General features: G+C 42.2%; 27 protein-coding genes. 8 read left to right on the forward strand and 19 right to left on the reverse strand.

The genetic code is table 11. The features are described from left to right. Nucleotides 1-136: 136 nt before the first annotated feature. The 3 genes from lgt to ACSLUK_RS07235 all read left to right on the forward strand — a co-directional run bounded on the left by lgt (nt 137) and on the right by ACSLUK_RS07235 (nt 3,973). Nucleotides 137-928 carry a prolipoprotein diacylglyceryl transferase gene (gene lgt / locus ACSLUK_RS07225; RefSeq protein ID WP_448547871.1) on the forward strand — a complete coding sequence of 264 codons (792 nt, stop codon included), beginning with the start codon at nt 137-139 and terminating at the stop codon, nt 926-928. Between the two features lie 3 nt (nt 929-931). Continuing rightward, nucleotides 932-1,702: a ribonuclease H family protein gene (locus ACSLUK_RS07230; protein ID WP_448547872.1), complete on the forward strand. Its 771-nt coding sequence runs from the start codon at nt 932-934 to the stop codon at nt 1,700-1,702. 168 nt (nt 1,703-1,870) lie between these two features. Continuing rightward, nucleotides 1,871-3,973, forward strand: coding sequence for an ATP-dependent helicase (locus ACSLUK_RS07235; protein ID WP_448547873.1), 2,103 nt, complete (start codon nt 1,871-1,873; stop codon nt 3,971-3,973). A 289-nt stretch (nt 3,974-4,262) separates the two neighbouring features. On the opposite strand, the gene ACSLUK_RS07240 is transcribed toward ACSLUK_RS07235, so the two are convergent. Beyond that, complete coding sequence (locus ACSLUK_RS07240) at nt 4,263-5,870, reverse strand: permease family protein (RefSeq protein WP_448547874.1); 1,608 nt, start codon at nt 5,868-5,870, stop codon at nt 4,263-4,265. Nucleotides 5,871-6,271: 401 nt separating this feature from the next. Continuing rightward, the gene (locus ACSLUK_RS07245) at nt 6,272-7,090 is read right to left on the reverse strand and encodes a hypothetical protein (protein WP_448547875.1); all 819 of its coding nucleotides are present in this window, start codon (nt 7,088-7,090) and stop codon (nt 6,272-6,274) included. A gap of 388 nt (nt 7,091-7,478) precedes the next feature. Between ACSLUK_RS07245 and ACSLUK_RS07250 the strand changes: the two genes are divergently transcribed. After that, nucleotides 7,479-8,600, forward strand: a complete 1,122-nt coding sequence (locus ACSLUK_RS07250) for a pyridoxal-phosphate-dependent aminotransferase family protein (protein WP_448547876.1) — start codon at nt 7,479-7,481, stop codon at nt 8,598-8,600. Between the two features lie 451 nt (nt 8,601-9,051). Here the strand turns inward: ACSLUK_RS07250 and ACSLUK_RS07255 are convergent, their stop codons facing one another. Both ACSLUK_RS07255 and ACSLUK_RS07260 read right to left on the reverse strand, forming a co-directional pair. Beyond that, the gene (locus ACSLUK_RS07255) at nt 9,052-9,357 is read right to left on the reverse strand and encodes a putative signal transducing protein (RefSeq protein ID WP_448547877.1); all 306 of its coding nucleotides are present in this window, start codon (nt 9,355-9,357) and stop codon (nt 9,052-9,054) included. A gap of 105 nt (nt 9,358-9,462) precedes the next feature. Further along, nucleotides 9,463-9,873 (reverse strand): hypothetical protein, encoded by a 411-nt coding sequence (locus ACSLUK_RS07260; protein ID WP_448547878.1) that lies wholly within the window; start codon nt 9,871-9,873, stop codon nt 9,463-9,465. Nucleotides 9,874-10,164: 291 nt separating this feature from the next. On the opposite strand from ACSLUK_RS07260, the gene ACSLUK_RS07265 reads away from it, so the two are divergent. After that, nucleotides 10,165-10,536 (forward strand): thiol-disulfide oxidoreductase DCC family protein, encoded by a 372-nt coding sequence (locus ACSLUK_RS07265; RefSeq protein WP_448547879.1) that lies wholly within the window; start codon nt 10,165-10,167, stop codon nt 10,534-10,536. Between the two features lie 89 nt (nt 10,537-10,625). Here ACSLUK_RS07265 and ACSLUK_RS07270 read toward each other — a convergent pair whose 3' ends face one another. After that, nucleotides 10,626-11,348 (reverse strand): PEP-CTERM sorting domain-containing protein, encoded by a 723-nt coding sequence (locus ACSLUK_RS07270; RefSeq protein WP_448547880.1) that lies wholly within the window; start codon nt 11,346-11,348, stop codon nt 10,626-10,628. A 362-nt stretch (nt 11,349-11,710) separates the two neighbouring features. Between ACSLUK_RS07270 and ACSLUK_RS07275 the strand changes: the two genes are divergently transcribed. Continuing rightward, nucleotides 11,711-12,211: a DUF2938 domain-containing protein gene (locus ACSLUK_RS07275; RefSeq protein ID WP_448547881.1), complete on the forward strand. Its 501-nt coding sequence runs from the start codon at nt 11,711-11,713 to the stop codon at nt 12,209-12,211. Nucleotides 12,212-12,230: 19 nt separating this feature from the next. Here the strand turns inward: ACSLUK_RS07275 and ACSLUK_RS07280 are convergent, their stop codons facing one another. From ACSLUK_RS07280 to ACSLUK_RS07290, 3 genes are read right to left on the reverse strand one after another with little or no spacing between them, the layout of a single operon-like run. Then, complete coding sequence (locus tag ACSLUK_RS07280; RefSeq protein WP_448547882.1) at nt 12,231-12,938, reverse strand: pirin family protein; 708 nt, start codon at nt 12,936-12,938, stop codon at nt 12,231-12,233. Nucleotides 12,939-12,957: 19 nt separating this feature from the next. Beyond that, nucleotides 12,958-13,917, reverse strand: coding sequence for a glutathione S-transferase family protein (locus tag ACSLUK_RS07285; protein WP_448547883.1), 960 nt, complete (start codon nt 13,915-13,917; stop codon nt 12,958-12,960). Between the two features lie 27 nt (nt 13,918-13,944). Continuing rightward, on the reverse strand, nt 13,945-14,388 hold the full coding sequence (locus tag ACSLUK_RS07290; protein WP_448547884.1) for a DoxX family protein: 444 nt from the start codon (nt 14,386-14,388) through the stop codon (nt 13,945-13,947). A 147-nt stretch (nt 14,389-14,535) separates the two neighbouring features. On the opposite strand from ACSLUK_RS07290, the gene ACSLUK_RS07295 reads away from it, so the two are divergent. Continuing rightward, the gene (locus tag ACSLUK_RS07295) at nt 14,536-15,423 is read left to right on the forward strand and encodes a LysR substrate-binding domain-containing protein (RefSeq protein WP_448547885.1); all 888 of its coding nucleotides are present in this window, start codon (nt 14,536-14,538) and stop codon (nt 15,421-15,423) included. Nucleotides 15,424-15,446: 23 nt separating this feature from the next. Here the strand turns inward: ACSLUK_RS07295 and ACSLUK_RS07300 are convergent, their stop codons facing one another. After that, a complete protein-coding gene (locus ACSLUK_RS07300; RefSeq protein WP_448547886.1) occupies nt 15,447-15,755 on the reverse strand; it encodes a cupin domain-containing protein in 309 nt (102 codons plus the stop codon). 245 nt (nt 15,756-16,000) lie between these two features. Here ACSLUK_RS07300 and ACSLUK_RS07305 point away from each other — a divergent pair, with 245 nt between their 5' ends. Beyond that, a complete protein-coding gene (locus tag ACSLUK_RS07305; protein ID WP_448547887.1) occupies nt 16,001-16,189 on the forward strand; it encodes a hypothetical protein in 189 nt (62 codons plus the stop codon). A gap of 95 nt (nt 16,190-16,284) precedes the next feature. Here the strand turns inward: ACSLUK_RS07305 and ACSLUK_RS07310 are convergent, their stop codons facing one another. The 10 genes from ACSLUK_RS07310 to xdhC form a co-directional block, all read right to left on the reverse strand. Next, nucleotides 16,285-16,914, reverse strand: coding sequence for a TetR/AcrR family transcriptional regulator (locus tag ACSLUK_RS07310; RefSeq protein WP_448547888.1), 630 nt, complete (start codon nt 16,912-16,914; stop codon nt 16,285-16,287). A gap of 126 nt (nt 16,915-17,040) precedes the next feature. Continuing rightward, nucleotides 17,041-19,257 carry a malate synthase G gene (locus ACSLUK_RS07315; protein ID WP_448547889.1) on the reverse strand — a complete coding sequence of 739 codons (2,217 nt, stop codon included), beginning with the start codon at nt 19,255-19,257 and terminating at the stop codon, nt 17,041-17,043. A gap of 85 nt (nt 19,258-19,342) precedes the next feature. Continuing rightward, on the reverse strand, nt 19,343-20,542 hold the full coding sequence (locus tag ACSLUK_RS07320; RefSeq protein ID WP_448547890.1) for a urate hydroxylase PuuD: 1,200 nt from the start codon (nt 20,540-20,542) through the stop codon (nt 19,343-19,345). Nucleotides 20,543-20,570: 28 nt separating this feature from the next. Beyond that, complete coding sequence (guaD, locus tag ACSLUK_RS07325; RefSeq protein WP_448547891.1) at nt 20,571-21,857, reverse strand: guanine deaminase; 1,287 nt, start codon at nt 21,855-21,857, stop codon at nt 20,571-20,573. 21 nt (nt 21,858-21,878) lie between these two features. Then, a complete protein-coding gene (locus ACSLUK_RS07330) occupies nt 21,879-22,394 on the reverse strand; it encodes an ureidoglycolate lyase (RefSeq protein ID WP_448547968.1) in 516 nt (171 codons plus the stop codon). A gap of 21 nt (nt 22,395-22,415) precedes the next feature. Next, nucleotides 22,416-22,757, reverse strand: a complete 342-nt coding sequence (uraH, locus tag ACSLUK_RS07335; RefSeq protein ID WP_448547892.1) for a hydroxyisourate hydrolase — start codon at nt 22,755-22,757, stop codon at nt 22,416-22,418. Further along, nucleotides 22,754-23,254 (reverse strand): 2-oxo-4-hydroxy-4-carboxy-5-ureidoimidazoline decarboxylase, encoded by a 501-nt coding sequence (uraD, locus tag ACSLUK_RS07340; RefSeq protein ID WP_448547893.1) that lies wholly within the window; start codon nt 23,252-23,254, stop codon nt 22,754-22,756. The genes uraH and uraD overlap by 4 nt, the downstream gene beginning before the upstream one ends. Before the next feature lie 8 nt (nt 23,255-23,262). After that, nucleotides 23,263-24,324, reverse strand: a complete 1,062-nt coding sequence (alc, locus tag ACSLUK_RS07345) for an allantoicase (protein WP_448547894.1) — start codon at nt 24,322-24,324, stop codon at nt 23,263-23,265. Nucleotides 24,325-24,349: 25 nt separating this feature from the next. Beyond that, a complete protein-coding gene (gene allB, locus ACSLUK_RS07350; RefSeq protein WP_448547895.1) occupies nt 24,350-25,708 on the reverse strand; it encodes an allantoinase AllB in 1,359 nt (452 codons plus the stop codon). Nucleotides 25,709-25,729: 21 nt separating this feature from the next. Beyond that, nucleotides 25,730-26,743, reverse strand: coding sequence for a xanthine dehydrogenase accessory protein XdhC (gene xdhC / locus ACSLUK_RS07355; protein ID WP_448547896.1), 1,014 nt, complete (start codon nt 26,741-26,743; stop codon nt 25,730-25,732). Nucleotides 26,744-26,753: the final 10 nt, after the last annotated feature.

Genomic DNA, 26,753 nt, shown 5'->3' on the forward strand with positions numbered 1-26,753 from the left:
TCTCTTGCCCCCTGCTCAATAAACCACCGAATACATGAGTTTTTACAGTTAATTAGTCATTGTCACTGTAAATTACGCCTTTGCCTGATATATTAGTCGCCATCGATTTATTACCAACATTCAAACAGGCATCACAGTGGAACATATGCTTTGGAATATGGATCCTGAACTGATCAGTTTAGGGCCAATTACCATTCACTATTATGGCGTATTATTTGCCGCCGCAATTTTTTCTGGGCTTTACTATATGCGCTGGATATTCGCGCAAGAAAATCAGCCCGTTGAATCACTTGACAACCTGCTGATTTACGCAGTTATCGGTATAGTCGTCGGTGCTCGATTAGGTCATTGTCTGTTCTACGAACCAGCATATTATCTAAGTAACCCTATAGAAATATTGATGATTAATAAGGGCGGCCTTGCTAGTCATGGAGGGGGTCTTGGGGTGATATTGGCTGTTTGGTTATATACGAAACGTAACAATTTCAACCTCATGTGGTTACTTGATCGATTAGCGATTGCCACTGCGCTTTTTGGCATATTTGTGCGCTCAGCCAATTTCGTTAATTCTGAAATTGTTGGTAAACCTACTGATGTGCCTTGGGGAATCGTATTTCAACGTATCGACAATGTTGCACGCCATCCAGCACAATTGTATGAAGCGATAGCGTATTTGTTAATATTTATTGCTCTTACAGTGACTTATAAAACGACATCAGCGAAGAATAAAAAAGGCATGCTGCTTGGTCTATTTTTAATCATGACTTTTACTGCACGCTTTATCATTGAATTCTTTAAAGAAAGACAAGCTGCCTATGATCTCGCTATTTTGCTAAACACAGGGCAACTGCTAAGCATTCCATTTTTTATTGTCGGTTTAGGCCTTGTATTTTGGGCATTGAAATCACCGAAAACGGAGACTAAATAATCCATGGCGAAGAAGTATTACGTTGTATGGAAAGGCGCTGAAACTGGCGTATTTGACAACTGGCCTAAAGTTCAGGCATTAGTTTCTGGCCGTGCCGATGCACAATATATGGGATTTGAATCGAAAGCAGAAGCTGACGCAGCCTTTGCTTCTACTTATACCAAAGCCTTAATGAAACGTTCATTAAGTAAGTCAAAATCAGCACCAAGCGCAAAATCAGGTACAGCAGCGCCAACTCCTGCTAATAGCCCACCTTCTGATGTCGCCATTTATTGTGACGGTGCTTGCTCACCCAACCCAGGTAAGGCCGGGACAGGTATTGCGGTCTACGAAAAAGACAAACTTGCCTATTTAATGTATGGCTTGTATGACGACTACGGCACCAATAACACCGCTGAGTTAAATGGCTTGCTTGAAGCCTTTAAGCTAGCAGAGCAATACAGCCAAAAAGGTTTGAAAATAGAAATATTATCGGATTCGAAGTATTCGATCGACTGTGTCACCAAGTGGGCGACAGGCTGGAAGAACAAGGGCTGGAAAAAAGCAGATGGTTCGCCGATAAAGAACCCAGAACTTGTACAGCAATGTTACGATTACTATCTGAAATTACGCCAGCATATAACGATCACACACGTAAGAGGACATGCTGATATTGAGGGCAATGAATTAGCAGATCGCATGGCGGTACAAGCGAGGATTCATCAGCAAACAAGCTTTATTAAGTTTCAAGGAAAATTAGATATCAAAGAAATTTTGGCCATGCCTTCCGGCTAAACTTAAGGTTACTGCACTTTATATTCAAGCGTTGCTTGGGCGCCAGCTTTAGCATCGTTTGATAACTCCCCAATCAGTCCCCAACAAAAACAACTGTAAATATATACAGCACACAATTCTTGCGCTATATTAACCGATAATACTTTACGGCTATTATCAAGTAGACTTATGTATAGCGAATGCACATTAAATGAAAAGCAACTAGAAGCTGCAACAACAAACGCCACATTAGCACACTGCCCACCGACCCTAATAATTGCAGGTGCAGGAACTGGCAAAACCAATACGCTTTCGCACAAAACGGCGCAGTTGCTATTAAATGGTATAGCGCCTGAGCGCATATTATTAATGACCTTTGCAAGACGAGCTTCAGCTGAATTAACCTCACGCGCAAATAGCATAGTCAACAAAGTATTATCGGCAAAAAAGCAATCTCATAGTGATGTCAAACTGCCATGGTGTGGCACGTTTCATTCAATTGCCAGTCGATTATTACGTGAGCATGCTCCAAGTATTGGCATTGAAAACGATTTTACTGTGATTGACCGCAGTGACGCTGCCGACATTATTGATATGTTAAGGCATCAGTTGGATTACTCGGCAACTGAACAGCGTTTTCCTAAAAAGAAGACCTGCCTAGACATATATTCACGATGTATTAATGGACAAATCCCATTAGCGGAGGTGTTAGCGGATGCGTTTCCGCATTGTCAAAACTGGCATGATGAACTCACTAAACTATTTGCAGCGTATGCGCAAACCAAAATGGATCAAGTTAGTTTAGATTACGACGATTTATTGCTGTATTGCTATCATATGGCGCAAGTACCTGACATCGCCAAACTAATTAGAGAACAGTTCGACTTTATTTTAGTTGACGAATATCAAGACACGAACATACTGCAATCAGGTATTTTAAAAGGCTTCTTTCCTGATGGAAATGGCCTGACCGTTGTTGGCGACGATGCTCAATCCATTTATAGTTTTCGTAGCGCCACAGTAGACAATATTTTAAATTTTCCAGAGCAATTCTCACAACCTGCTGATGTTATCTCACTCAACGTTAACTATCGCTCGCATCAAGGTATTTTAGATCTGTCTAATACGCTATTAGCCGAAGGTGATGAAGGCTTTAAAATCCCACTTATTAGCCATAAGTCTTTACCTAGGAATGCCAACCAAGATAACAAAGTGCAAATCATCGCTCAGCCTAAAAAGCCACGACTCGTTAACGTAGAAGATGATGCGAAACAAGCCGAATATATTTGCGAACAGGTATTAGCAGCGCGCGAGCGTAATATCCCACTAAAGAAACAAGCCGTGTTATTTCGTACCAGCTACCATAGTGACCGATTAGAATTAGAACTTACCCGACGTGATATCCCCTACGTAAAATACGGTGGGCTAAAATTTCTGGAGGCTTCGCATGTAAAGGACTTGCTCTGCTTATTGCGATGGGCTGACAACCCTAAACATCGAATTTCTGCTTTTCGTATTTTGAAATTATTGCCGGGTATAGGCCCTAAATCTGCTGAAAAGGTGTGTGATTACCTTGCGTTACATCAGTTTGATATGCAGAGCCTGAAAAATTACAGTGCGCCACAAGCAGCACAAGGCTACTGGCAGCAACTTGCACCATTGCTCGCGAATGTGCATTCAGAACAAATTCCTTGGACTGAGCAATTGCAAACAATCGCTAATTTGTATCAACAACTACTAGAAGATCATTACGACGATCATTTTGCTCGCTGGGGCGACATTGAACAGCTCATCGCGATATCACAACAATACCCGAATAGAGAACGGTTCCTTACCGAGTTGTCGCTCGACCCGCCTCAAGCATCAGGTGATTTAGCAGGAAAAGCACACATTGACGATGACTTTTTAATTTTATCTACGGTACATAGCGCCAAAGGGCAAGAGTGGCAAAATGTTTTTGTATTAAACGTAGCCGATGGAAACTTTCCTAACGAGTATGCAGTTGGTAATAAAAAAGCGATGGCTGAAGAGCGTCGATTGTTAAATGTCGCTATCACACGCGCTAAAGATGAACTCCACCTGATGCAACCATTAAAATATTGGATCCCCGAACAAGCCAAATATGGCGACAAACATGTTTATGGCGGAAAAAGTCGATTTTTGACCGATAGCATCTTGAGCAAAATGGAAAAAGTATTTTATCCCTGCCCAGATAAGGCAGCAAAACAACGGAAAACAGCGAACGCTGCTATTACAGATATTCGCAAGAGCATTTTAGCGACATGGCAATAAATACGTATTGTTACTTTTAGATCGCGTTCGTGCTAAGTGCGCCCTTTGATTACTTGTCCGTCGCACTCAGCCCCTTGGGCAAACTCAGGACATTCGGATAAAACTAGCCGTTCGATGTAATGGTCTTCTCCATTTTGATTGTTGAGTTAACACTACAATCATGGCACATAGATGCCGATTATGGGTGGAGGAAACCTTTACATCGAACAGTTCTCTCCTAAACCTTTGATATCAAGCAATAAAGAAAGCCATCCGATGGCCAATTAAAATCCATTATTAACGAGAGAAACTAAGTAACTTGTTCAGAGGCTTTAACGCTTTCAACAATGTCTACGTCGGCGTCGCTCCTTTCTGGACTTTCCCATTGCTTCACCTGCGCTACACGCGGGTAAATCAGTAAAAACGTACCAATTAGCATGTAGCCCACCACAATGCCGTCGAACTGCGGTAAATGTAGTGAAGACGAATGCAAAATACCTATTGATGCCATCACACCACCAACAACAGAGAACCAGCCAGCATGCTTAAACTTGCAGTCAATCACATTAGCAACAATTGCCCCCCACATTAGACCGGTGATAATTGCCCCCTGCGAAAGTGTTTGATGACCAAGCACATGTGCGCCTTGTTGCATCATTGCATTTACTAATGCTTCATCGGTTAAATTCGGTAAGTTTTGCGCACCAATTTCCCTAAGAGCATTTAACATTGCGCTCCATTTCACCATGACGAAACTGGAGACATGCGGCATCATCGCAATCGCTATTGCCATCATGTGCTTTTTCTTAACACAGCCTGCACTCTCTGAAATTAATGAAATCGCTAAAAATACGAGAATCGGCGCGGCTGCAGACAATGGGATTAAGCTACTCAAGAAAGCCAGTAAACCAAACACAGCAGCTAGAAAAAATACGATTCCAACGCCAAGCACATAGCCGCAACGTGCTTGCATGCCGCTGTAAACTGGGTGACCAATATAAACAGTTGTTGGAAATGGTGAACCAAATAATGCCCCAATCATAGTACCTGCACCATCAGTTACCTGACACGCCCCTACTGGATATTCGTCTCCAGCAGATTCAGCCGACTCCACATTATTCATGGTTTCAATAAAATTATAGATTTGCACAGGGATCAGTACTAAAAAGAGTTCCGGATGATTGAACAGATGCTGAATACCAACGATTAAATCACCGAAGTAAGGAATCGGCGGATTAATTGTTACTCCTTCAAAGCTAATCGAGGTTTTGCCCATTGCGAGCGCAATGATAGTACCGACAAGTAAAGCTGCTAACCCAGCAGGCAGGTTAAATGGCAAGCGAAATTTTCCAACCAACCCCCACACGATAATGACCAACGAGGTAAAGCCTATTACCGGCTCTTCCATTATACTTGCAAGTGACACGCTGCCAATAAATACCAACGCGATGCCACACAATGTCCCTAGCATACCTGCTCTTGGTGTCACACGCTTCAAAAATGGGCCGACGATCGCACCAAATGCCGCAACAATTCCGCCAATAAAGCCCGCTGCGATACCTATTTGCCATGCAAGCGTTGCATCATTCGTTGACCAATAAATCGGTCCAATAACACCAAATAAATAGACAAACATGACCGGAGTACTAATGCCGTATGGCAAGGCAGTAACGTCTGTTCTCCCTGTTTTTTTTGCAAGTCGGTGTGCCATCCAACTATAAACTAGGACACCGGCTAAAATTGCGACTGCTGCGCCGGGTACTATACGACCAAAAACAATATCCGTAGGCATGTTAAATACAAACATGCAGACACCGCTCATGACAATTAGGTTCGTTAGGTTATCAGTAAATAGCGCCCAAAACGCGCTAAGATCATGTCGACTGAACATGCGATAAGAATTGACTGTTTGGTTCATAGCTTCTCTTCTATCAAGTGGCCACATCGATCCACACTCCAACCGACATCAGCTTATTTGGGTTACCTCTGATGGGTAACTTATTTCGCCGCAACCTATGCTTGTCGATTCAATATCAACTGAAAGCACAAGCCCAGGCTCGTTTTTTCGTTATTATTGTTGAGAAATTGACTCATTACTGATGACAATTCACTCACCTTTCACAGTATCAATACTGACACTTGTGTCAACTAATTTCATGAAAAATTTAACATCAGTTTATTTTACAACAACTTAATAAGTTAAGAGTATTTCGCTACAAGTACAGAGTTGATAAATTCAGGACAAATAAAAACCACCTATGTCAAATGCCCTCTAACATAGGTGGTTGTTTAAATATTTAGGTCAGTTAAGTATTTGTATTAAAAACGCCACACTGCTAATAGTTGCGCAGCGTTATCGTCCGTTCCTTTTTCACCCAACCTGTTTTTCCAGTACTGGTATTCAATACCAACAAACAATCGGTTTGCTTTACCTATCATCAGCTCTCCTACATCTAACCTGATTTGAGGCTGAAACAGAACCCATGATTCAAGCTCAGTGGTACCGAAGTTATTCGTTTGCTCGCGCCCATCGATATATTCCAAATGTCCTTCAATGCTCCAGCTGGTATTACCCAATTTAAATGGATAGGCCCAGCTAAAATCAACCATATAACTCGACTCTTCATCCACAATAGTAAAGACTGAAGAGGTTTCACTTCCTCCGCCTTGATGTATATATGAAGTTACGGCAATCTGAGCAAACGCAAAACCAGGAAGATCCAGAGAAAATTTAAAACCAGGTAACAGCCAATATGAATCCACTTCAGGCGCGAAGTTAAAGCCCGCCACAAAACCAACATCCTTTACAGGGCCAAACGCGACTTTATTTCCTGACATTGCGCTAAAGCTAAAGGTTGAATACCACTCACCATAGAATTCACTGCTGTCTTCTACAGGAAAATTAGCATTGTTATTTACATTGTGCCTCGAGTGGTCAACAAAGAAGAAGTTATCGCCATATTCCCAACCGCCAGCATGCTGAAACGTGATAACTGTACTATCGGAAGTACCACCTGTGCCAACACGTTCCAGTTCACCATGTTGAAAATGTATCTCTGTTGTACTCCATGTTTCAGCACTTAAGCCAAAACACGTAGCTAGTCCAGCGACTAATACCAGTGACGTTTTATTTATCATATTAATTCCCTGCCCATTACATGATCAGTATTTCTTGTTATATATTAATTCTTGCAAAAGATGCTTCACCATTATTGGCAAGCATAGTCTATATGTACGAATTTGCTTAACTTTTTAGGTTTTTGAATTTGTATTGATGACAAAATGTACACATTTTTAAACTCGCAAATCTTGACATGAGTGTCAACTTATTATTAGGCTATGTGCTAATAAGAGTTGTACGATATGAACAACCTTCACTTATCCGCATAAAATTTAATGCGGACAAAGCATCGGCTTGTTTATTCTGAAATTTGTAAACTTATAGCGGTTATAAGCAGTGAAAATGGGCATAATTCTCGTAAACTTGATATAACCTCAATGTAGCTATTAATAATAAGGCAAAATCATGACATTTAGTTCATTTCACCCGCCCCGAAGGATCCTAATGGGCCCAGGCCCCTCAGATATAAGTGCTGATGTACTATCTGCTTTGTCACGCCCAATTGTAGGCCACTTAGATCCATTATTTGTCAACATGATGGACGAAGTTAAATCCTTGCTCCAATACGCATTTCAAACAAAGAATGAATTTACCATTGCGTTATCTGCTCCAGGTTCTGCTGGTATGGAAGCGTGTTTTGTTAATTTAGTGGAGCCAGGCGATAAAGTCATTGTTTGTCGTAATGGTGTTTTCGGCGATCGCATGAAGCAAAATGTTGAGCGCATTGGCGCAAAAGCAATCATTGTCGATTCACCATGGGGACGTGCTGTTGAACTAGACAAAGTAGCCCAAGCCCTCGATGAAAATCCAGATGCTAAGTTCTTGGCATTTGTCCATGCAGAAACATCAACTGGCGCACTTTCTGACGCAAAAGCATTGTGTCAACTAGCACAAAATGCAGATTGTTTAACCATCGTTGATGCAGTTACCTCATTAGGTGGTGTAGAACTTCGTGTTGACGAATGGGGCATAGACGCCATTTACGCTGGTTCACAAAAATGTTTGTCGTGCGTGCCAGGTTTATCACCTATTTCATTTAGTGAAAAAGCGGTGCAAGTGATCAAAAATCGTAAGACACCGATCCAAAGTTGGTTTTTAGATCAATCATTGGTTATGAGCTATTGGTCTGGCGAAGGAAAGCGTAGTTACCATCACACAGCACCAGTCAATTCTCTTTATGCCCTGCATGAAGCGCTGTTACAGTTGCACAAAGAGGGTCTTGAAAATAGCTGGGCACGTCATAAAGCGCAACACCAAGTGTTAGCAAAAGGACTAGCCAAACTCGGCATTGAATTTATCGTACCGGAAGAAGAACGTTTACCACAACTCAACACGATAAAAATTCCTGCTGGGGTTGATGATGCTAAGGTAAGAAGCTACTTGCTGAATCATTACAATTTGGAAATTGGCGCAGGATTAGGTGATTTTGCGGGCAACGCGTGGCGCATTGGATTAATGGGTTACGCCGCACGTAATGAAAATGTTGCACTGTGTTTAACTGCATTGGAAGATGCATTGAAGCAATAGTGCGCTCGTCCATACACATAACAAAGCCATTATAAACTAGCGCGCTTCACCTGATTAGTCAGTCGGGTGAAGCATCACGTTTAAAATGTAGGCTTTTAATACGAAATCAAGAAAAGATTATTGAAACAACCAGCAAATTGACTCTTCTTGCTGTTCAGTACCGTGAATAAGGTTATGCCCTTCCTGACCAAACTCGAACTGGTAATCATAGCCTTTAAACTCTCATGCCGCGGCCATTTGCTTATTGCCCAGTTGCCATACCGCGTATCTAAAGTATGCAGCGCTAATATTCCACTATGCATATGTTTAAGACGAGTCCTAACGTCTTATTATTTTAAATAGTTCACTAAGTCAGCTGGACAATTTATATTTTTATCAAATTATTGAAGAAATTCACACATACATTTACCAAAGAGGAATTAATCTCCACCTGAAAAATTGTTAATGTCATTTACGGTCGTTCGGTCTGACAATTCCAGCACACTTCAAAGCTTGCTTCATTCGATTCACTACAGTGGCTACAAGTCCATGAACCGTGGTATTGCTCACTCAAGCCCTCTTTGATAATGCTTTCGGCATGGTCAAATTGTGCTTCATTAACTACCCATACTTCAGACCACGCATCGAATGCGGATAACTCTCCTACAGCACCTTGCAGAAAGTCATTTTTGATCGTCACTTCAATTCCCTTTGCCTCTAGCAAGTTCTTAATGTTATGCGTCATTAGCCGATTTTCGTGGGTATAAATCATTTTCATGCCATTGTATTCCTCTTTACGAATGAATTATTCAGCTCAAATTGGCCAGCTAAAATTGCCTAGTTAAAAATGGTTTCACAACTTTCTACTATACACAGTAAATGACTATAACTTCCATGAGATTTGATTACGTAGTTTTTCGACCAGTTTTACGTCAGCTCCCGCAACGGCGAGATACACAAATGTTTTCTCATACGCCGTCACACATTTTATGGCAGCGCGATTTTGACTATGGTTTCCGTAGACGTAATTGCCATTTTTTACAACAGATGTGAATCCCAGGGAATTGAGAATCTGAACACCTTTTTGGGCGCATACCGCTGGCGACTCGTTTAATTGTTTATGGTGAGACCACAATTGTGGCGTATATTCTTTTTCAACGGTGACGAATCTTGTCTGGCTAGTTTCGTTAGTTTTCACTTGGGTTGCTTGGGGCTTTTCATTCGTACTCACACAGCCAGACAAAAGCAACACTAAAAGGCCAGCAAAAAATTTGATATTACATTCCCTGTTCATTGTATTCCTTATATTCAAAATCGCCAGATTAAGGTACACAAGTTATTAATACAATTCAATAAATTAATATAGATTCACATACATAAAACGATTAAAAATATGTTTGTTTTCGTGTGTTTCTTGTCAGTTTTTTACTTCGCTAATTATTACTACGCGAACTGCCAAACCGCAAATTCGCATATGTGAAGTGAACACAAAGCTCAATAGTTCCCTGCGAGACAAAATCTAAGGACAAATTGTCTTACATTGTCCATAATATTATTAAGCGTTAGCCATAAGTAATATTGAGTTATGAGCCGTGAAAATGAGAATGTCACTGTCTTTTACGATGGTGCTTGTCCACGATGTGTTAAAGACAGACGTTTCTATGAAAAGTTAGCTGGCCAAGGCGGAAAGAATGTCAATTGGCTAGACATTACTAATCAGGATGAATATTTAAAAAGCCTAGGCATCGACCCATACCAAGCACTGACAGAACTTCACATTAAACTTCCAGACGGTAGGATCTTATCGGAGTTAGACGCCTATATCGTATTGATGGAGCGGGTTTGGCAATTGAAATGGCTAGCGTGGATAATTTCGCTGCCTATTATTCGTCCCTATCTAGCCAGAAAATACCATCAAAAAGTGAATAAGCGATTAAAAGACGCGGGGCGAATTTAGCGTTATTGTGAATAGAAATTAAGTTGGCATGATTTGATTCTATACTAATCTAATCATGCCAACTTAAGCCATTGCGTAACAAATTAGAGCTATTTAGTCTTCTCTTTATTTCTTGAAGCTCTCAAGCCAGCTAACGCTATACCTAACAAAGCTAAGCCCGCAGGCTCTGGGATTGGTGTATTTGGTGATTGTTCGTTAATGAAAAAAGCGTCCATACCAAAACAATAAACATCATGAATATGCGTATCAGACGTAAACCTAACTAAATCAACAGCATCAAAATTGCTACTTAAAAAGATTTCTGGATCGTTTTGAAAAGCGCTGGTAGTGTTGTGTACACCATTAAATCCCCAACTCTCCGGTGATAATAATAAACGCTCAAGCATTATGCCACCTGACCAAGCTTCAACATAAGTTAATTCATTTCCCGAAGCTGCGCCGCCACCAACACTTGTATTACTGGTTAATATGAATGAATTAAGATCAAATGTTCCACCGCCTACTTGTCTAATCTCCATTGCCGTCATATTGCCATGGTTTGGCGCCCAGTGAGAGTGGATAACATCGTTATACTCACCTGTTGAATCTTTCCCATAGTATTCACCAACATAGCCACTATCACCGATAAAGTCGAAGATAAAACCATTTTCAGTATAATAATCAATACCTGAATCACAAGGATCATCAGCGGCAGTAGTGGTACATTCACCACCACCAGTTAAAGTCGAAGTGCCTCCTGTAAAGTCGATAATCGTTGCATTAGCTGAACCTGCGACTAAGCATGAAAGTAAGGGTAATATAAATTTTTTCATTTTGACTCTATCCTTTTATTTTATTTTTTCTTCACAACGGTTCACGTAAGCAAATTTAACACCAGAAAAAAAAACAAGTTATTTTACAAAAAGTTACAAAACACCCCTTCACAAGTGTTTGAAATATGTAAAAAAAACGAACACTTTTTCACCGCAACAACAATGCTGTTGTGCAATTTATCAACTACTTAGCATCTCCTCGTATTGCAACTGAAGTTTAGCCTCATGAATTAATCAATACGAGAACCTTGACTTAAAGCTAACTTTAAGTGGCAGACTATCCGCGACTAATTAACACGAGTGAATTTGAATTACTCCTCAGGTGCAAACATATACTCGAAAATATAAACGCGGAGCTATAAATGAGTCACGACATTATCACTTTAACAATGATCATTAATGCCTTAACAATCGGTATTGGCGCAACGATCATCATGGATATTTGGGGGATATTGCTTAAACACATACTTGGCATAGCAGGTTTGAACTATGCTTTGGTTGGTCGCTGGATAGGCCATATGCGATTTGGACAACTTAAACACCAAAAGATTATGGCTGCGACACCAATTAAACATGAAAGTTTGATTGGTTGGGTCGTACACTATTTCACCGGTATTGTATTTGCAATTGTGTTCGTCGCAATAGTGAACGAAAACTGGATTTCAAGCCCAAGGTTATTACCCGCAATGGTGTTTGGCGCTATTACAGTCATATTTCCTTATTTTGTTATGCAACCTTGTTTAGGTATGGGACTGGCGGCATCAAAAACGCCAGCCCCTAATATTGCGAGATTAAAGAGCATGATCACCCACCTGATATTTGGCTCAGGTCTTTATCTTTCTGCACTGTTGCTTACGGTGTAGTAAATTTTTTTCGTAACGCTTACGGTGCGTCGATGATAATGATTTCACTGTCTTCAAGCGCCGTAATCTTCACATTTCTAAGGTTAGTCACTTCCGCGCCATCGCCCTTCTGCATTAGCGTTTCGTCATTATCTACACTTAGTTTAAACCTACCACTAGAGGCCAATACATAGGCTTGATGTGTGATCTCATGACTGATTTGCGCGCCTTTTGCTAATTTACCGCCAAATATTCTCGCCTGCTGATGAATAAACAAGGCTGTTTCTGCATCTTCTTCATACCCTGACACGAGCAAAGGTAGACTCTGCTGATTAAGCTCACGCGGAAATTGTTTGGCATCCCACCGAGGTTGTACATCCATTTGATTCGGCTTGATCCAAATCTGAAATAGTGTCAGTGGCTCACTGCTTAGGTTAAATTCTGAGTGCACCACACCTGAGCCGGCGCTCATTACCTGAACTTCACCTGCTCGCGTAACGCCTTTGTTGCCGACGCTGTCTTGATGAGTGATTTCGCCTGAGCGGATATAGGTAATTATTTCCATATTTTGATGTGGGTGTGCACAAAACCCAGTGCCAGCTTTCACCCAGTCATCATTAACCACGCGAAGTGTACCAAAGCCCATGCGCTGTGGATTGTAATAATGAGCAAAACTGAAATGGTGGTTTGCTTTTAACCAGCCGTGATTTGCCTTTCCTAGTTGTGAAAATGGATAGTGCTTGATCATGATATCTCCACCTACATCTCTAATTAATTTTAAACTTTGTATCGCGATCGTGCGGCAAACTGAAATCTAACTCAGGCCCCAAAGGAACGATAAGTGTTGGGTTGATGGTTTTGTGGCTACCGTAGTAATGGCGCTTGGTATACGCCAAGTCGACCGTGTCACTTACTCTATCGACTTGAAACAACTCTCGAACATAATGACTTATGTTGGGATAACTATTTAACGTGCGTCTATTACATTTGAAGTGGCCGTAGTAGACCGCATCAAAACGGATAAGTGTTGTAAAAAGTCGCCAGTCTGCTTCCGTTAACGTGTCTCCCAACAAATATCTTTGCTTTGCTAGTATCGATTCAACCCAATCTAAACCATCGAACAGCGCATTAAATGCTTGCTCATAAGCTTCCTGTGTAGTGGCAAACCCTGTCTTATAAATACCGTTATTGATCAGGTTATACACTTTGTCATTCACATCATTAATGTCATTTGCCAAAGCCTTTGGATAGTAGTCATTGCTATTGCCCGTTATTTCATTAAATGCATTGTTAAAGATGCGAATAATTTCGGCAGACTCGTTGCTGACAATTGTCTGTGTTTGCTTGTCCCACAGCACAGGCACTGTTACTCGGCCATTGTATGTGGCGTCTGACTTGGCATATAACTGATACAGATAGTCTAAGTCATACAAAGGGTCGCCAGTTTCACCAAATTCCCACCCATTTTCTAGCATCTCAGCTCTTACCACACTCACAGAAATAATGTCCTCTAACCCCTTTAATACTCGAAATATCAAGGTGCGATGTGCCCAAGGACACGCTAGCGACACGTAAAGATGATACCTGCCAACCTCTGGCTGATAGGGATTATCAGCCTCGGTTGAAATGGTGTGTCGAAACTTACTTGCCTGCCGTTCAAACTTACCTTTTGACGCCTTAGTGTCATACCACTTGTCATGCCACTTACCGTTTACTAATAAACCCATATCGTTCTCCCGCGCACTATATCGTCGTTACAGTTTCTTGCTGATGTAGTTATCTAAGCTAAACTTGCCAGCACCTTGAAATACCAATGCAGCACTCAACGCTAATAGCGATAATCCAAACTCATAACCATTGTTCGCCATAAACAAACCGTTTTGAAAATGCACCGCAAATATTGCAACCAACATAGTAAAGGCTAGTACTAATGCCGTTGGCCGTGTTAATAAGCCTGCAATTAACAGCAATCCACCAAAGAACTCAGCACTTCCTGCCATTAACGCCAGCCAATAACCCGGTGATAAACCAATTGAATCCATCCACTGACCAGTGCCTGCAAGGCCATAGCCTCCAAACCAGGCAAACAGTTTTTGTGCGCCATGTGCCGCGAAAATCACGCCACCAATCACACGTAGTGGTAGGGTTGCAATAGTTGGTTGTGAAGCCAGTAATTTTTTAAACATTGCGATATTCATTTTTCAATCCTCACGATTAATAAACTTGTTTTTCAATAAAGGGCCTTTGCCCTCAATACAAGTGCATTATGAGCCAACAATTTTCCTTGAATAACCGCCAAAATCAGACCAATATATTCAAAATATTTGAACAATTAGTAAAAACACATGGCAAATGACAATGGTATTAGTTTAGAAGCACTGATTGTGCTTGATGCAATAGAGCATAGAGGTAGCTTTGCGGCAGCGGCTGAAGAGCTCAACAAAGTGCCATCAGCCCTGTCATACATCATTCAAAAGTTGGAAGAACAGCTTGGTATTAGTGTTTTTATCAGACAAGGCCGACGCTCAGTGTTAACCCCAGCAGGTAGACATTTACTGAACGAGGGCCGAAAAGTACTAAATGCCGTTGAACAAATTGGCAATCAAACGCAAACCATTGCGAACGGCTGGGAGCCGAAAATTAACATTGCCATTGACTCCATTGTGGATATCAGCCAAATTTTTGAAAAGTTATCGATATTTTTGAATGAATATCCTTCAATTGAACTGCATTTGCATGAAGAGGTCATGAAGGGAACTTGGGAAGCATTAGTCGATGATAGGGTTGATTTAGTTATTGGAGCACCAGCCCCAGCGCCAAACCATCAAGGGTTGTCAATTCGTCACTTTGACAAGATAGACAACACTCTTGTGGCGGCCCCTTCCCATCAATTAACCAAAAGCAACAAAGCAATTACCGCAGAACTTCTGAAGCAATACCGAACTATTGTCGTTAGAGACTCAGTGCGATTTGATGTTGCTCGATCGGCTAACGTCATTGAGCAAAGCAGTCACCTATATGTGCAATCGGTTGAACAAAAAATCAAAGCGATTATGGCGAATTTAGGCATTGGTTTTTTGCCTCGATCTCGAATCGAGCACGAACTTACTACTGGTAAGCTCGTCGAATTACCCAATAACATGCCGGTCATCAACAATGAGTTGTTAATCGCTTGGAAAACAGTTAATCGTGGCAAAGGGCTGGAGAAGCTTCGGCAGATATTACTTGAATAGCTTACTAACAGTACCAGTGCATTTTACTCATGAAACCAGAATTCAATTTCGTCAGTGTCTACGTCAAAGCGTGCTGCATGTTCAACATGGGCTGGTACATGATACCACTCCCCTTTTTTGACACGAGTCACTTCACCGTTCATTGTTAATATCAACTCACCTCGTGTGATGACGCCATGATTATCGGTATCGTGCGTATGTGGCGGTATGGACGTACCCGCGGGATATGAAGCAAATAACACGTCGCTACCATTTGCAGCGAGTTTGTAGGCATCAAAACGCCCGTCATAGAGTGGTAGTTGTTTTATCTTATCGGGGTATTTACCGGGCATAATTATTAGTCTTTTAAGTTCAACATTATCTCGATAAAGTTACATTAAACTCGGTGTACAGCGCAATATCCAATTGCATTCCAATTAGGAATCGCGAATAATCATCCTGAAAACGATAACTTATTAACAATTAACGACTTTATCTATAATGGTGAGACTATCACCAATCTATTTAAGTTCAATCAACTAAATTAGCGACAATCGTTTAAACAATACTATCTGTCAATTCTATAAGGGAAAGAGTTTTGAAATCCAATTCGTCAACATCATCTGAATTTTACTTTTGGGCTGCTTTAGCAACAATGTTATTCACGCATTATAAAACTGACACTTTGGAGACAGGCGAGATACTTCTCCTCATTGCGCTCACCGTTGTATTGCTTGCATTAGGTATTAAATCGAGTAAATCATCTTCAAAGAAAAATGATCGCTAATACGCTGCATTAGTGATTCTATCGACAACTAATGTTCTCTTGGCTAGAAGACACTTATAAGCAATTTAGTCGCTACAGATTTATGGCATTCTACTTTAGGGCTTAATGCCACAAATCTTGAGCACAAATAACACTAGAGAGTCTGCAACGTCTTCATAGTCGCTTTTTAACATGCGGTTTTTGTTGAGCGCGGCAAGTACTTGCACGTTGAAATCAGCGTAGTGCTGCGTTGAGCTCCATATAAGAAACAACAGGTGATGGGGATTAATCGGTTCAATTGCGCCTTTTGAAATCCAGCCATTTATCACCGCAACTTTGCTGTCTACCCAAGAACGAAATTCAGTCGCCAAGTAATCTTTCAACACCGGCGCACCATGAATAATTTCACTGGCGAAAATACGCGACGCTTCAGGGTCATCTCGGGAATACATCACTTTTGAGCGAACATACGCAGTAAGCGCTGCTTTAGGATCATCATCTACGTTAAACGTGTCGTAATTTTTGTTCCACACGTCAATGATGGTTGACAGCAACTGCTCGTATAAGTCTGTTTTATCTTTGAAGTAATAGTGGATATTGGCGCGAGGGATTTGAGCACGTTCGGCGATACGTTTAATTGATGCGCCTTTGAACCCGTAGGTGACAAATTCGGTTTTTGCTGCGTTAAAAATGAGTGCTTTATTTTTCTGACGAATTTGGCCGCCAGCCATTTTTTTGTCTACCACTGTGCCCCTCTTACACAAAAATTTAATAAATCAGCAGCATACTAAACATATTTAGAGCAAGTCGCAAAAATATTTACGCCACACGAAGCGATTCGTGTGGCGTTTTAGTTATCAGCCGGACAAACATTAAGTGTTTGCTGCCTTCAATTCCTTGCGACGTAAATGTAATAGTGGTTCTGTATAACCACTAGGCTGTTCTTTGCCCTTAAAAATCAAGTCTTGAGCCGCCTTAAATGCGATGCTCTTGTCAAAATTATCCGCCATAGGCTGATATAACGCGTCATGTTGATTTTGTTTATCAACAATTTTTGCCATGCGTTTAAGTGACTCATCAACTTGTTCCTTGGTCACTATGCCATGATGGAGCCAGTTGCACACATGTTGACTGGAAATTCGCAATGTGGCTCTATCTTCCATTCGGCCAACATTGTCAATATCTGGGACTTTTGAACAACCAACCCCCTGATCAACCCAGCGCACCACGTAACCTAATAACCCCTGCACATTGTTATCAAGCTCACGCTGAATTTCATCTTGCGTTAGGCTTGATGCATCTGAAAGTAAGGGCACCGTTAATAATTTTTCGAGTGAATATGGATCTAATGTTTTATTCAAAATAGCATTTTGCACATCAAACACATGCACCTTGTGATAATGCATAGCATGCAATGTTGCAGCTGTTGGAGACGGCACCCATGCGCAATTTGCGCCTGATTGTGGGTGGGCAATTTTATCTTCTACCATAGCGGCCATTTGGTCTGGTACGGCCCACATTCCTTTACCAATTTGTGCTTTTCCTTGAAGACCTAGTGCTAAGCCAATTTCAACATTGCGTGTTTCATACGCGTCAATCCATGGCTGGTTTTTCATCATATCTTTAGGTGCCATTGGCCCTGCCAACATACTGGTATGTATTTCATCGCCCGTTCGATCTAAAAAGCCAGTGTTGATAAAGGCAACGCGAGACTTAGCTGCGCGGATACACTCTTTCAGGTTAACTGACGTACGGCGTTCTTCATCCATAATCCCCATTTTAATCGTACTATCGGCTAAGCCAAATAGCTGCTCAATACGTGCAAACATAGCATCACTGAATGCCACTTCTTCGGGACCATGCATCTTGGGCTTAACGATGTAAATACTGCCTTTACGTGAATTCTTGAAAGGCGAATTGCCTTTAAGATCATGCAATGCAATCGCCGTTGTCACCAACGCATCAAGAATACCTTCTGGTACCTCACTGCCATCGCTCGATAATATGGCATTATTGGTCATCAAATGGCCAACATTTCGAACAAACAACAAGCTTCGACCCGGTAAAGTGAACTCACCGCCATTTAAATCATGATAAGTTCGGTCTTCATGCAATTTGCGAGTAATGGTTTGTCCATTTTTCTCGAGCGTTTCTTCCAGTGTACCTTGCATTAAGCCAAGCCAATTAGTATACACTTGCAATTTATCGTCAACATCAACGGCTGCTATTGAGTCTTCACAATCCTGTATTGTCGAAAGCGCGGACTCTAAAACGATGTCACTGATGCCCGACGCATCTGATTGCCCGACAACACTTTCCCTATCAAATCGAATATCTATGTGTAAGCCATTATTCGCAAAAAGTATTGCTTTAGGCTCGGTAATAACGCCGACAAAACCCACTAATTTCTCTGGCGATGCCAGACCAACGACATCACCACCTTTTAACGTCACGCGGAGTTGCTGCATGTCGATAGCGTAATTTACCGCGTCACAATGCGAACCGCTCGCCAAAGGGATTGCCTTGTCTAAAAATGACTTAGCATACGCCTGAACTTTGGCGCCACGCTTGGGGTTATATGACTTACCTGCTTCGCAACCATCTTCGTCGGCAATTACATTTGAGCCATACAACGCATCATATAAACTGCCCCAGCGCGCATTAGCGGCATTTAGCGCAAAACGAGCGTTCATTACAGGAACAACAAGTTGAGGCCCCGCGATAGTGGCGATTTCTTCATCGACATTTTCAGTCGTCACCTGAAAATTTTCGCCCTCTGGAACAATATAACCAATATCCGTTAAAAACTGGGTGTAGCTTTCAATGTCGGTAACATCATTATTAGCTTTATGCCAAGCATCAATGTCAGATTGCAAGCGCTCTCGTTGCGCCAACAATTCCTGATTCTTCGGGATAAATTCGTCCAGAACCGTGGTAACTGCCTGCCAATATTCTTTGTTAGATAACCCGGTGTTAGGTAACACTTTTTTATTGATAAAATCATGTAGCTTTTTGGTAACCTGATAACCATTTACGTCTATGCGTTCAATTGCGTCATCTGGCAACTGTGCTGTTGTTGATTTGTTCACAGTATCTCCTCAACTCGGAAATTTAGTAGCCTTGCGGCCTTTTTGCGTTTCATATTGTCGTTTCTGCTCTAGCACTTAATTACTCTTAGTTGCTTTTAGCACCTTGAGCAATCCATAGTGCAAGCGTTTGACGCTCTTCATCTGTCATTTGTGTTTTGTTCATAAATGGCATGTCATGTGAATCAACCGTTCGCGCTTTTATTCGTGGCGCCCATTGGCTAATTGACGCCATATCATTAAAAATCACGCCCGCAGGGGCGACAGTAAATACCTCATCAGTCGGCTTATCTGAATGACAACTTGCGCAGCGCTGCTCAATAATTTGTTGTACCTGACCAATACTTACCTGTAGTTGCGTGTTAGCATTTTCTACCGCTAGTTTTTTCGGTGCAACGGCATAAGCTAAGGCAACAGTGGCAATGACCGCTCCCACTAGAATCATCGGTTTTTGCTTTCCAAAGTGGCGTAGCACAAAATATTGGCGCACTGCTGCAGTAATCAAAATTATCGCAACCAAAATGATCCAGTTTGCCTGATGATTATAGGTCATTGGATAGTGATTCGAGATCATGATGAACAGAATAGGCAAAGTCGTATAGGTATTGTGTGTTGAGCGCAGCTTGGCGTTTAATCCGTAAGCTGGATCTGGACGAGTTCCCTCTTCCACCGCTTTCACTAATGCGCGTTGCGAAGGCATAATGCCAAAAAATACATTGCCCGCCATAATGGTACCGATAATGGCACCAATATGCATATAAGCACCACGGGCACTAAAAACTTGCGTTAATCCATACGATAATGCGGTAGCCAATAGAATGAGAATAATACCCAGTAACAAGCCATGATTTTTCAACTTAGTTCGAACTAAGAGCTCGTAACTACCTACACCGACCACGATAGAACCTATGCCTATAGCGATAGCTTCAAACTGCGTTAAGTCAGCCACACGCTTGTCTATCAAGTAAGCGTCAGCGCCCACATAAAACATGAGCGAAAGAAGTAAGAATCCAGTGATCCACGTGGTGTAAGCTTCCCATTTAAACCAATGCAAAGTAGTTGGCATTTGTGGTGGTGCCAATTTATATTTTGCAACTTCATAAAATCCACCGCCATGAATTGCCCATAAATCGCCAGCAATGCCTTTCTCGTCTTTCCACGCTGGCGGCTTTTCCAGATGGTTGTCTAACCAAACAAAATAGAAAGATGCACCTATCCAAGCTATACCTGTAATTAGGTGTGCAAATCGGATGATGAGATTAAGCCATTCAGTAATATACGGATCCATAATTTACCTCTTATTCTTATTATATTGGCTAAACACGTTCGCCCATGATGTGCGTTGCCATTACGTGACGTTCGTCACCCAGCATGCTCAAAATGAACAACTTCTCTGTCAGCGTTTTACAATGCTGCATTCTGCGTTCCATCAACGGCGTAGCGTGATAATCAAGTACGATGAAGTCGGCCTCTGCACCTTTAACAAAATTGCCAATAGTGCCTTCTAAATCAAGCGCAATTGCACCACCTAATGTAGCCAGATAAAAAGACTGAAACGGGCTGAGTTTTTCATTGCGAAGCTGTTGCGTTTTGTAGCCTTCGTTGAGGGTACTTAACATTGAAAATGTTGTACCTGCTCCTATGTCTGAACCGAAACCAACATGCACATCATACTTTTGCGCCTGTTGTAAGTTGAACAAGCCACTGCCCAAAAATAGATTTGAGCTTGGACAAAATGCGATTGCAGAATCAGTTTCCCCCAATCGCTGACACTCGTGGTCATGCAAGTGCACACCATGTGCAAAGACACTGCGACGCCCTAATAACTTACTTTGATCGTATACATCTAAATAACCACTGCTGTCGGGGAATAGTTCTTTAACCCAGGCAATTTCATCTTTGTTTTCTGACAAGTGCGTATGAAGGTATACACTCGGGTATTCGCTGAGTAACTCGCCTGCCTTGTTTAGTTGCTCTTTTGAACACGTTGGCGCAAATCGAGGCGTAATCGCATACTGCAATCGATCAACCCCATGCCATTTTTCGATCAGCGCTTTACTATCGCTATAGCCACTCTCAGCGGTATCAGACAAATAATCAGGACAGTTCTGATCCATCAATACTTTGCCGCAAATCATGCGTAGTTTCTTTTGTTGGGCGATGGTAAAAAATGCATCTACCGATTCTTTGTGTACAGTGCCAAACACAAGTGCGGTTGTCGTGCCAGCTTCCAAGAGTTGAGACAAGAAGAATTCTGCAATTTTGCGGCCATGCGCTTCATCGCTAAACTGACGCTCTGCTGGAAACGTGTAATTTTCCAGCCATTCCAATAGCTGTTCGCCATAAGAAGCTATCATTTCAGTTTGTGGGTAATGAACATGCGTGTCGATAAACCCCGGCATGATCAGCCCTTCTTGATAATGCGACAACTCGGTTTCTTCTGGCAACGATGCAAGAACATCTTCGGCACTACCGACTTGTTCAACGTAGCCATTTTTGACAACGAGCACGCCATCTGCGAAATATTGGTAGCTGTCTTCAAGTGCTACTTTTGCTGGATCAGCGAGAAAATGCAGTATCTCACCTCTATATGCTCTCAACATCTTTTTAAACCTTTCTATTTACTATTCGCTAACACTGCTGTTAACGGTAATCGTTTCTATCACTAAGCTGCCGTCTAACGTTTCGACATCACAATTTTCACCTTCACCGCCGCGATCAACCACTAAGAAATCACTTTGCTGATGTAACGCTAAACAGAAATGATGCCAAGTGCCTGCATGGTAATTCACGCCTTGCTTGCCATTGGCTATGAACACTTTTATTTGACGCTCATCTAACTCGCCAGCCGGCGCTACAACCACTAAATACGGACGATTGTCTAACGGCATAAATGCCTGACTCGACAACGGGTGCCGCTCCATCATTTTTATTGCCACAGGTTGTGCTAGTGGTGTTGAACGAAAAATACTGATGATGGCTCGACCGCCATTTTCCAATACATCGACCTTCGCTAGATCGTGATATCGCTCAGTATAGCCATCGTTGATCGGAAAATGATGGGCAGAATCATCGGCCGCAATCACATCACCAAATGGTGCGAATGCAGCTTTTGTAAGTGGTTCAGGTGTAATCATCATCACAAATTCATCTCAAACGACTTAGCTGCCACGATAAGTTGAATAACCAAACGCTGTTAACAACAAGGGAATATGGTAATGGCTGCCACTGCTATCAATATCGAATACAATATCAACATAAGGATAAAAGCCTTGCTCGTTATTGGCTTCAAAATAGGCTTGGGTTTCAAAATGCATACGATACGTGCCTGCCGGAAGTGTTTGCTCTGCCATGAGCAAATCAGGAATTCGCCCGTCGTCATTGGTTTTACCTTCCGCTAGTTTCTCCCAGCTGTCGCCTTGTTTAGCATACAAGCTAATTGGTACAGCTTGCGCAGGCAGCCCACGAGTTGTATCTAGAATATGTGTGGTTATCTGACTCATAATAGTTTATCAATCCTAATGTGAAATATTTTACGCTGTTCTTCTGCGGCATTTTTCAGTTCCGTTGCTCTGTCGTTTGGCAAACGCGCTTGTAGCAATTGCAACATTTGTTCTGCACTCTTACCCGTTGCACAGACAATGAAAATAAAACCAAATTTTTCCTGATAATCGGTATTACCTTGCGCAAGTGCCTGCAATACCGCTTCGCTTGCAACATTTACTGCGCTTTGTTCACCGCTAGCCAACGCTTTGGTATTGGCATATTTGGCACGCAGGCTGTTTACATCGCCAATTTTAGGGTGTCCATCAAATGCTTGCAGAAAATCATCTTCACTGCAGTTTTGCCAAACCTCATCCGCTACTTTTCGTAATTTATCAATCGAATCAAACGGCCTAGCTGCCACCATTTCGTCTACCCAGCGCTGCGCCGTACAACATTGCATGAAGTGGTGGTGCGCTTCACTTGCAGGTAACTGATTTAGCGTTTGTAAATCCATCTTAATTATTACCCTTCGTTACTCATTCGTCTGCCAAATACACGCATGCGAGACACGCCACCATCTGGGAAAATACTTAAGCGAACGTGGGTAAAACTTTGCTGGTTATCAGCAACTATTTCTTTCATAAACATATGTTCACGATGCGCATATAACTTTTGGCGTTCAATAATCGGCTGCCACTTTATGCTGTCGCCAAGACGCTCAAAGTCATCACTATCACTCACACACCCTTCTAGCATGAAAGTATCTGGGAAGTTGCCTTTGAAATGACACGTGTCAATAATGACCTTCTCAACAGTACCACGGTCAGCAAGTTTGATGATTGACCAATCAGGCCCTGGATCACGACGACGTTTCGTTTCCCAACCATCACCCATATCTTTGCCACGTCCAGGCATGATCAGATTGTTCTTATCGCTGAAAAACATGTCGCTAACCAATAATGCTTTAGCGCCATTTTTGATATACGCGAGGTCGATTAGCTCACCGTCAACGAACTGTGACCAGTCTACTACCGCGTCACCGTATACACGAAAACGCGCTATGCCGCCATCAGGGAACATATTCAGTCGCACATGCGTCCATGCTGACGATTCGTCAATTTCAAATAGGTTTTGACTATGGGCGTCTACAGCACTGCGTTCAAGAATAGGCGTCCATACGGTGTTTTCGTCTGGTTGCCCTTCACTAACACACGCTTCAACTGAAACTTCCTGCGGCGCATTACCACGAAAATAATTGGTATCAATGTCAAAAGCGCGGATAACACCGGGAATGCCTAATCGAATAATACACCAGTCAAATTCACGACCGTTGTTTCGACCGTAACTGCGCCTTGATTCCCAACCATCCATCCATTTGCCACGTTCAGTATATTTGTCATCGATGAAAATTCCACGTCCCGGCTTAAGTAGGTTTTCCATTTCAGCGAAAAAGTCGTCACTACAACATAATGTTTCACCACCAACGCGTTCGCTCGCTATGTCGACATACTGGCGTTTTAATTTTTGGTCGAGCGCCTTTGCTTCGCCTGTTAGATGATTTTGTTCTTGTGTATTTTCTATCATTTATAACTCCAAATAGTGTTTTGGCTTAGCTCAACATGCCTTTTAACAGCGGACGCCCTACAGGTGAATCAATGAATTCATCTTCTTGATAAACCAAATGTCCACGCACATAAGTATGTAGAATTTGCCCTTTTACTTTTCGTCCTGCGTACGGGGTGATTTTGTGACGATGTTTTATCATGTCGTTGCTAATGGTAAATTCAGTATCTGGGTCAAATACTAAGAAATCAGCATGATGACCTTTGGCAATCTTGCCTTTTATGCTATCGAGTCCAGCGAATTTAGCGGTTTCCAAAGACATCAGACGTGCCAAATCAACCAGCGTGAATCCTCTCGCTTGCGCTTCTGTCCAGATAAGCGGTAAGCTAAATTGCAATGCAGAAATCCCACCCCAAGCCTTCTCAATATCACCAGAGTCAATGTGTTTCAGTTGTGGCGTACAAGGCGAGTGATCAGATACGATAAAGCTAATACGCCCGTCTTTTACTGCCTGCCATAAATGTTCACGATTCTTATTTTCTCGAATTGGGGGGCAACACTTAAATAACGTTTTCCCATCAGGAATGTTTTCAGATGCCAACGTTAAATAATGCGGACAGGTTTCAGCGGTAAAGGTAATGCCTTCCGATTGCGCCTGTGAAATATATTCGAGCCCTTCGTCTGACGACAAATGCACGATATGAATTTTGCTATTATGACCATTACTTTTAGCTTCACGCGCTAAGTCAGCCATTAGAGAAATCGCATCGTTTTCCCATTTTTTAGGACGAGAAGCCAAAAAGCTCTGATATTTATCACCAATAACAATATCATCAAAGCCGCCACAGTCTAATTCCGCATGAATTAGGTACGGCACATCATGTTTCGCCAAAATTGGAATTGCTTTGCGCATGTGCTCAGCTTCAACATGTGGAAACTCTTTAACGCCTGAATCTATCAGAAAGGATTTGACCCCGAGTACACCAGCTTCTAACAAATCATCTAGGTCATCTAAATTTTGTGGGATTACACCGCCCCAGAAGCCACAGTCCACCCACAGCTTGTCGTGCACTGAATCTAGCTTTTCCTGAAAAGCTGCAGGCGTTGTAGTTACTGGAATACAATTTAATGGCATGTCGACTAAAGTGGTAATGCCGCCTGCTGCGGCCGCTTGTGTCGCCGTATTAAATCCTTCCCATTCCGTACGTCCCGGTTCATTGATATGTACGTGCGAATCCACTAAACCGGGCATCAGCACCTGTTGACCTAAATCACGTACGTCACAGTTAAGCTCGGTACCATACGCGTGAATGGCGTGAATATACTCGCCTTTAACTTCCACACAGGCAGCCTTCATACTGCCGTTTATAATGACGTTTTGACTTTGCAGGGCAAAATGTTTCACCTTGCTTCTCCTATATAAAATTTACGAGGAATGACGCGTAGGCGCCTTAAAGGATAATTGTGCCTCAGGCGATTCTGGTGTCTCAGTTAAGCCACTAGCTTCTCCGTTCTGGCTGACAGACGATTCATTCTGTTCAGAAGGTGACTCAGCTGCTTGTAATGATGCAGCCAACGCTTTCCATGACACACCTTTATGTGAGCCCTTTACGTTTTCCTGATCGTTAGTCGTCCGATTTATTGCCTGTTGAGCAAATGCCTGTTGCTGATAAATACTGATAACTTGTGCGGCTACAGACACCGCCACTTCCATAGGCAATTTTCCGGTCACATCAGGTAAACCAATAGGACAGTGCATGCGTTGGACTAATTCAGGCGAAATTTCACGGTGTTTAAATCGTTGCTGAAATCGTCGCCACTTAGTGTCTGATGCGATTAAGCCTAAATAACCAAAATCACCTCGCTTCAAGATTGACTGTGTGATTTCAAAGTCCATTTGATGGTTATGTGTCATCACAATGTAGTAGCTATTTGCCGGCATAAGCGCCACTTCATCTTCTGGTTGTTCACTCACCACACGCTGAATATTGCCATGACTATTTATCTGGTCAAAGTGTTCAGGAAATTGAGACTCGCGGCTATCTACCCATGTCACTTGCACAGGTAAAGCGGCTAGCATAGGAATTAAGGCTTGCCCAACATGGCCAGCCCCAAACAGCATAATATTCACTTCGCTTGCTGCGAAACATTCAAACAGCACACTCGCACTGCCACCACAGCATTGACCTAGCTGGCTGCCGAGCTGAAAATGTTCCAACTGCTGACTATCTTGATTATTAACCAGTAAATGACGGGCAAACTTGATCGATACATGCTCTAAGTGACCGCCACCAATAGTGTCATGCAATGCATCATTGGTGACCACCATTTTAGTGCCGTTATTGCGCGGCGTAGATCCTGTCACGCCTATCACGGTGACTAAAACATACGCCTTGCCTTGCTTAGCGAGTTTATATGTCGCTTTTGACCAATTCATCATTCTGCCCTCA

This window comes from Thalassotalea fusca, assembly GCF_053485835.1.

What these genes read in the sequence shown, in the direction of transcription:
- ACSLUK_RS07230 (WP_448547872.1), top strand. Translation starts at nt 932, where the DNA reads ATGGCGAAGAAGTATTACGTTGTATGGAAAGGCGCTGAAACTGGCGTA.
- ACSLUK_RS07235 (WP_448547873.1), top strand. Translation starts at nt 1,871, where the DNA reads ATGTATAGCGAATGCACATTAAATGAAAAGCAACTAGAAGCTGCAACA.
- ACSLUK_RS07240 (WP_448547874.1), bottom strand. Translation starts at nt 5,870, where the DNA reads ATGAACCAAACAGTCAATTCTTATCGCATGTTCAGTCGACATGATCTT.
- ACSLUK_RS07245 (WP_448547875.1), bottom strand. Translation starts at nt 7,090, where the DNA reads ATGATAAATAAAACGTCACTGGTATTAGTCGCTGGACTAGCTACGTGT.
- ACSLUK_RS07250 (WP_448547876.1), top strand. Translation starts at nt 7,479, where the DNA reads ATGACATTTAGTTCATTTCACCCGCCCCGAAGGATCCTAATGGGCCCA.
- ACSLUK_RS07255 (WP_448547877.1), bottom strand. Translation starts at nt 9,357, where the DNA reads ATGAAAATGATTTATACCCACGAAAATCGGCTAATGACGCATAACATT.
- ACSLUK_RS07260 (WP_448547878.1), bottom strand. Translation starts at nt 9,873, where the DNA reads ATGAACAGGGAATGTAATATCAAATTTTTTGCTGGCCTTTTAGTGTTG.
- ACSLUK_RS07265 (WP_448547879.1), top strand. Translation starts at nt 10,165, where the DNA reads ATGAGCCGTGAAAATGAGAATGTCACTGTCTTTTACGATGGTGCTTGT.
- ACSLUK_RS07270 (WP_448547880.1), bottom strand. Translation starts at nt 11,348, where the DNA reads ATGAAAAAATTTATATTACCCTTACTTTCATGCTTAGTCGCAGGTTCA.
- ACSLUK_RS07275 (WP_448547881.1), top strand. Translation starts at nt 11,711, where the DNA reads ATGAGTCACGACATTATCACTTTAACAATGATCATTAATGCCTTAACA.
- ACSLUK_RS07280 (WP_448547882.1), bottom strand. Translation starts at nt 12,938, where the DNA reads ATGATCAAGCACTATCCATTTTCACAACTAGGAAAGGCAAATCACGGC.
- ACSLUK_RS07285 (WP_448547883.1), bottom strand. Translation starts at nt 13,917, where the DNA reads ATGGGTTTATTAGTAAACGGTAAGTGGCATGACAAGTGGTATGACACT.
- ACSLUK_RS07290 (WP_448547884.1), bottom strand. Translation starts at nt 14,388, where the DNA reads ATGAATATCGCAATGTTTAAAAAATTACTGGCTTCACAACCAACTATT.
- ACSLUK_RS07295 (WP_448547885.1), top strand. Translation starts at nt 14,536, where the DNA reads ATGGCAAATGACAATGGTATTAGTTTAGAAGCACTGATTGTGCTTGAT.
- ACSLUK_RS07300 (WP_448547886.1), bottom strand. Translation starts at nt 15,755, where the DNA reads ATGCCCGGTAAATACCCCGATAAGATAAAACAACTACCACTCTATGAC.
- ACSLUK_RS07320 (WP_448547890.1), bottom strand. Translation starts at nt 20,542, where the DNA reads ATGGATCCGTATATTACTGAATGGCTTAATCTCATCATCCGATTTGCA.
- guaD (WP_448547891.1), bottom strand. Translation starts at nt 21,857, where the DNA reads ATGTTGAGAGCATATAGAGGTGAGATACTGCATTTTCTCGCTGATCCA.
- ACSLUK_RS07330 (WP_448547968.1), bottom strand. Translation starts at nt 22,394, where the DNA reads ATGATGATTACACCTGAACCACTTACAAAAGCTGCATTCGCACCATTT.
- uraH (WP_448547892.1), bottom strand. Translation starts at nt 22,757, where the DNA reads ATGAGTCAGATAACCACACATATTCTAGATACAACTCGTGGGCTGCCT.
- uraD (WP_448547893.1), bottom strand. Translation starts at nt 23,254, where the DNA reads ATGGATTTACAAACGCTAAATCAGTTACCTGCAAGTGAAGCGCACCAC.
- alc (WP_448547894.1), bottom strand. Translation starts at nt 24,324, where the DNA reads ATGATAGAAAATACACAAGAACAAAATCATCTAACAGGCGAAGCAAAG.
- xdhC (WP_448547896.1), bottom strand. Translation starts at nt 26,743, where the DNA reads ATGATGAATTGGTCAAAAGCGACATATAAACTCGCTAAGCAAGGCAAG.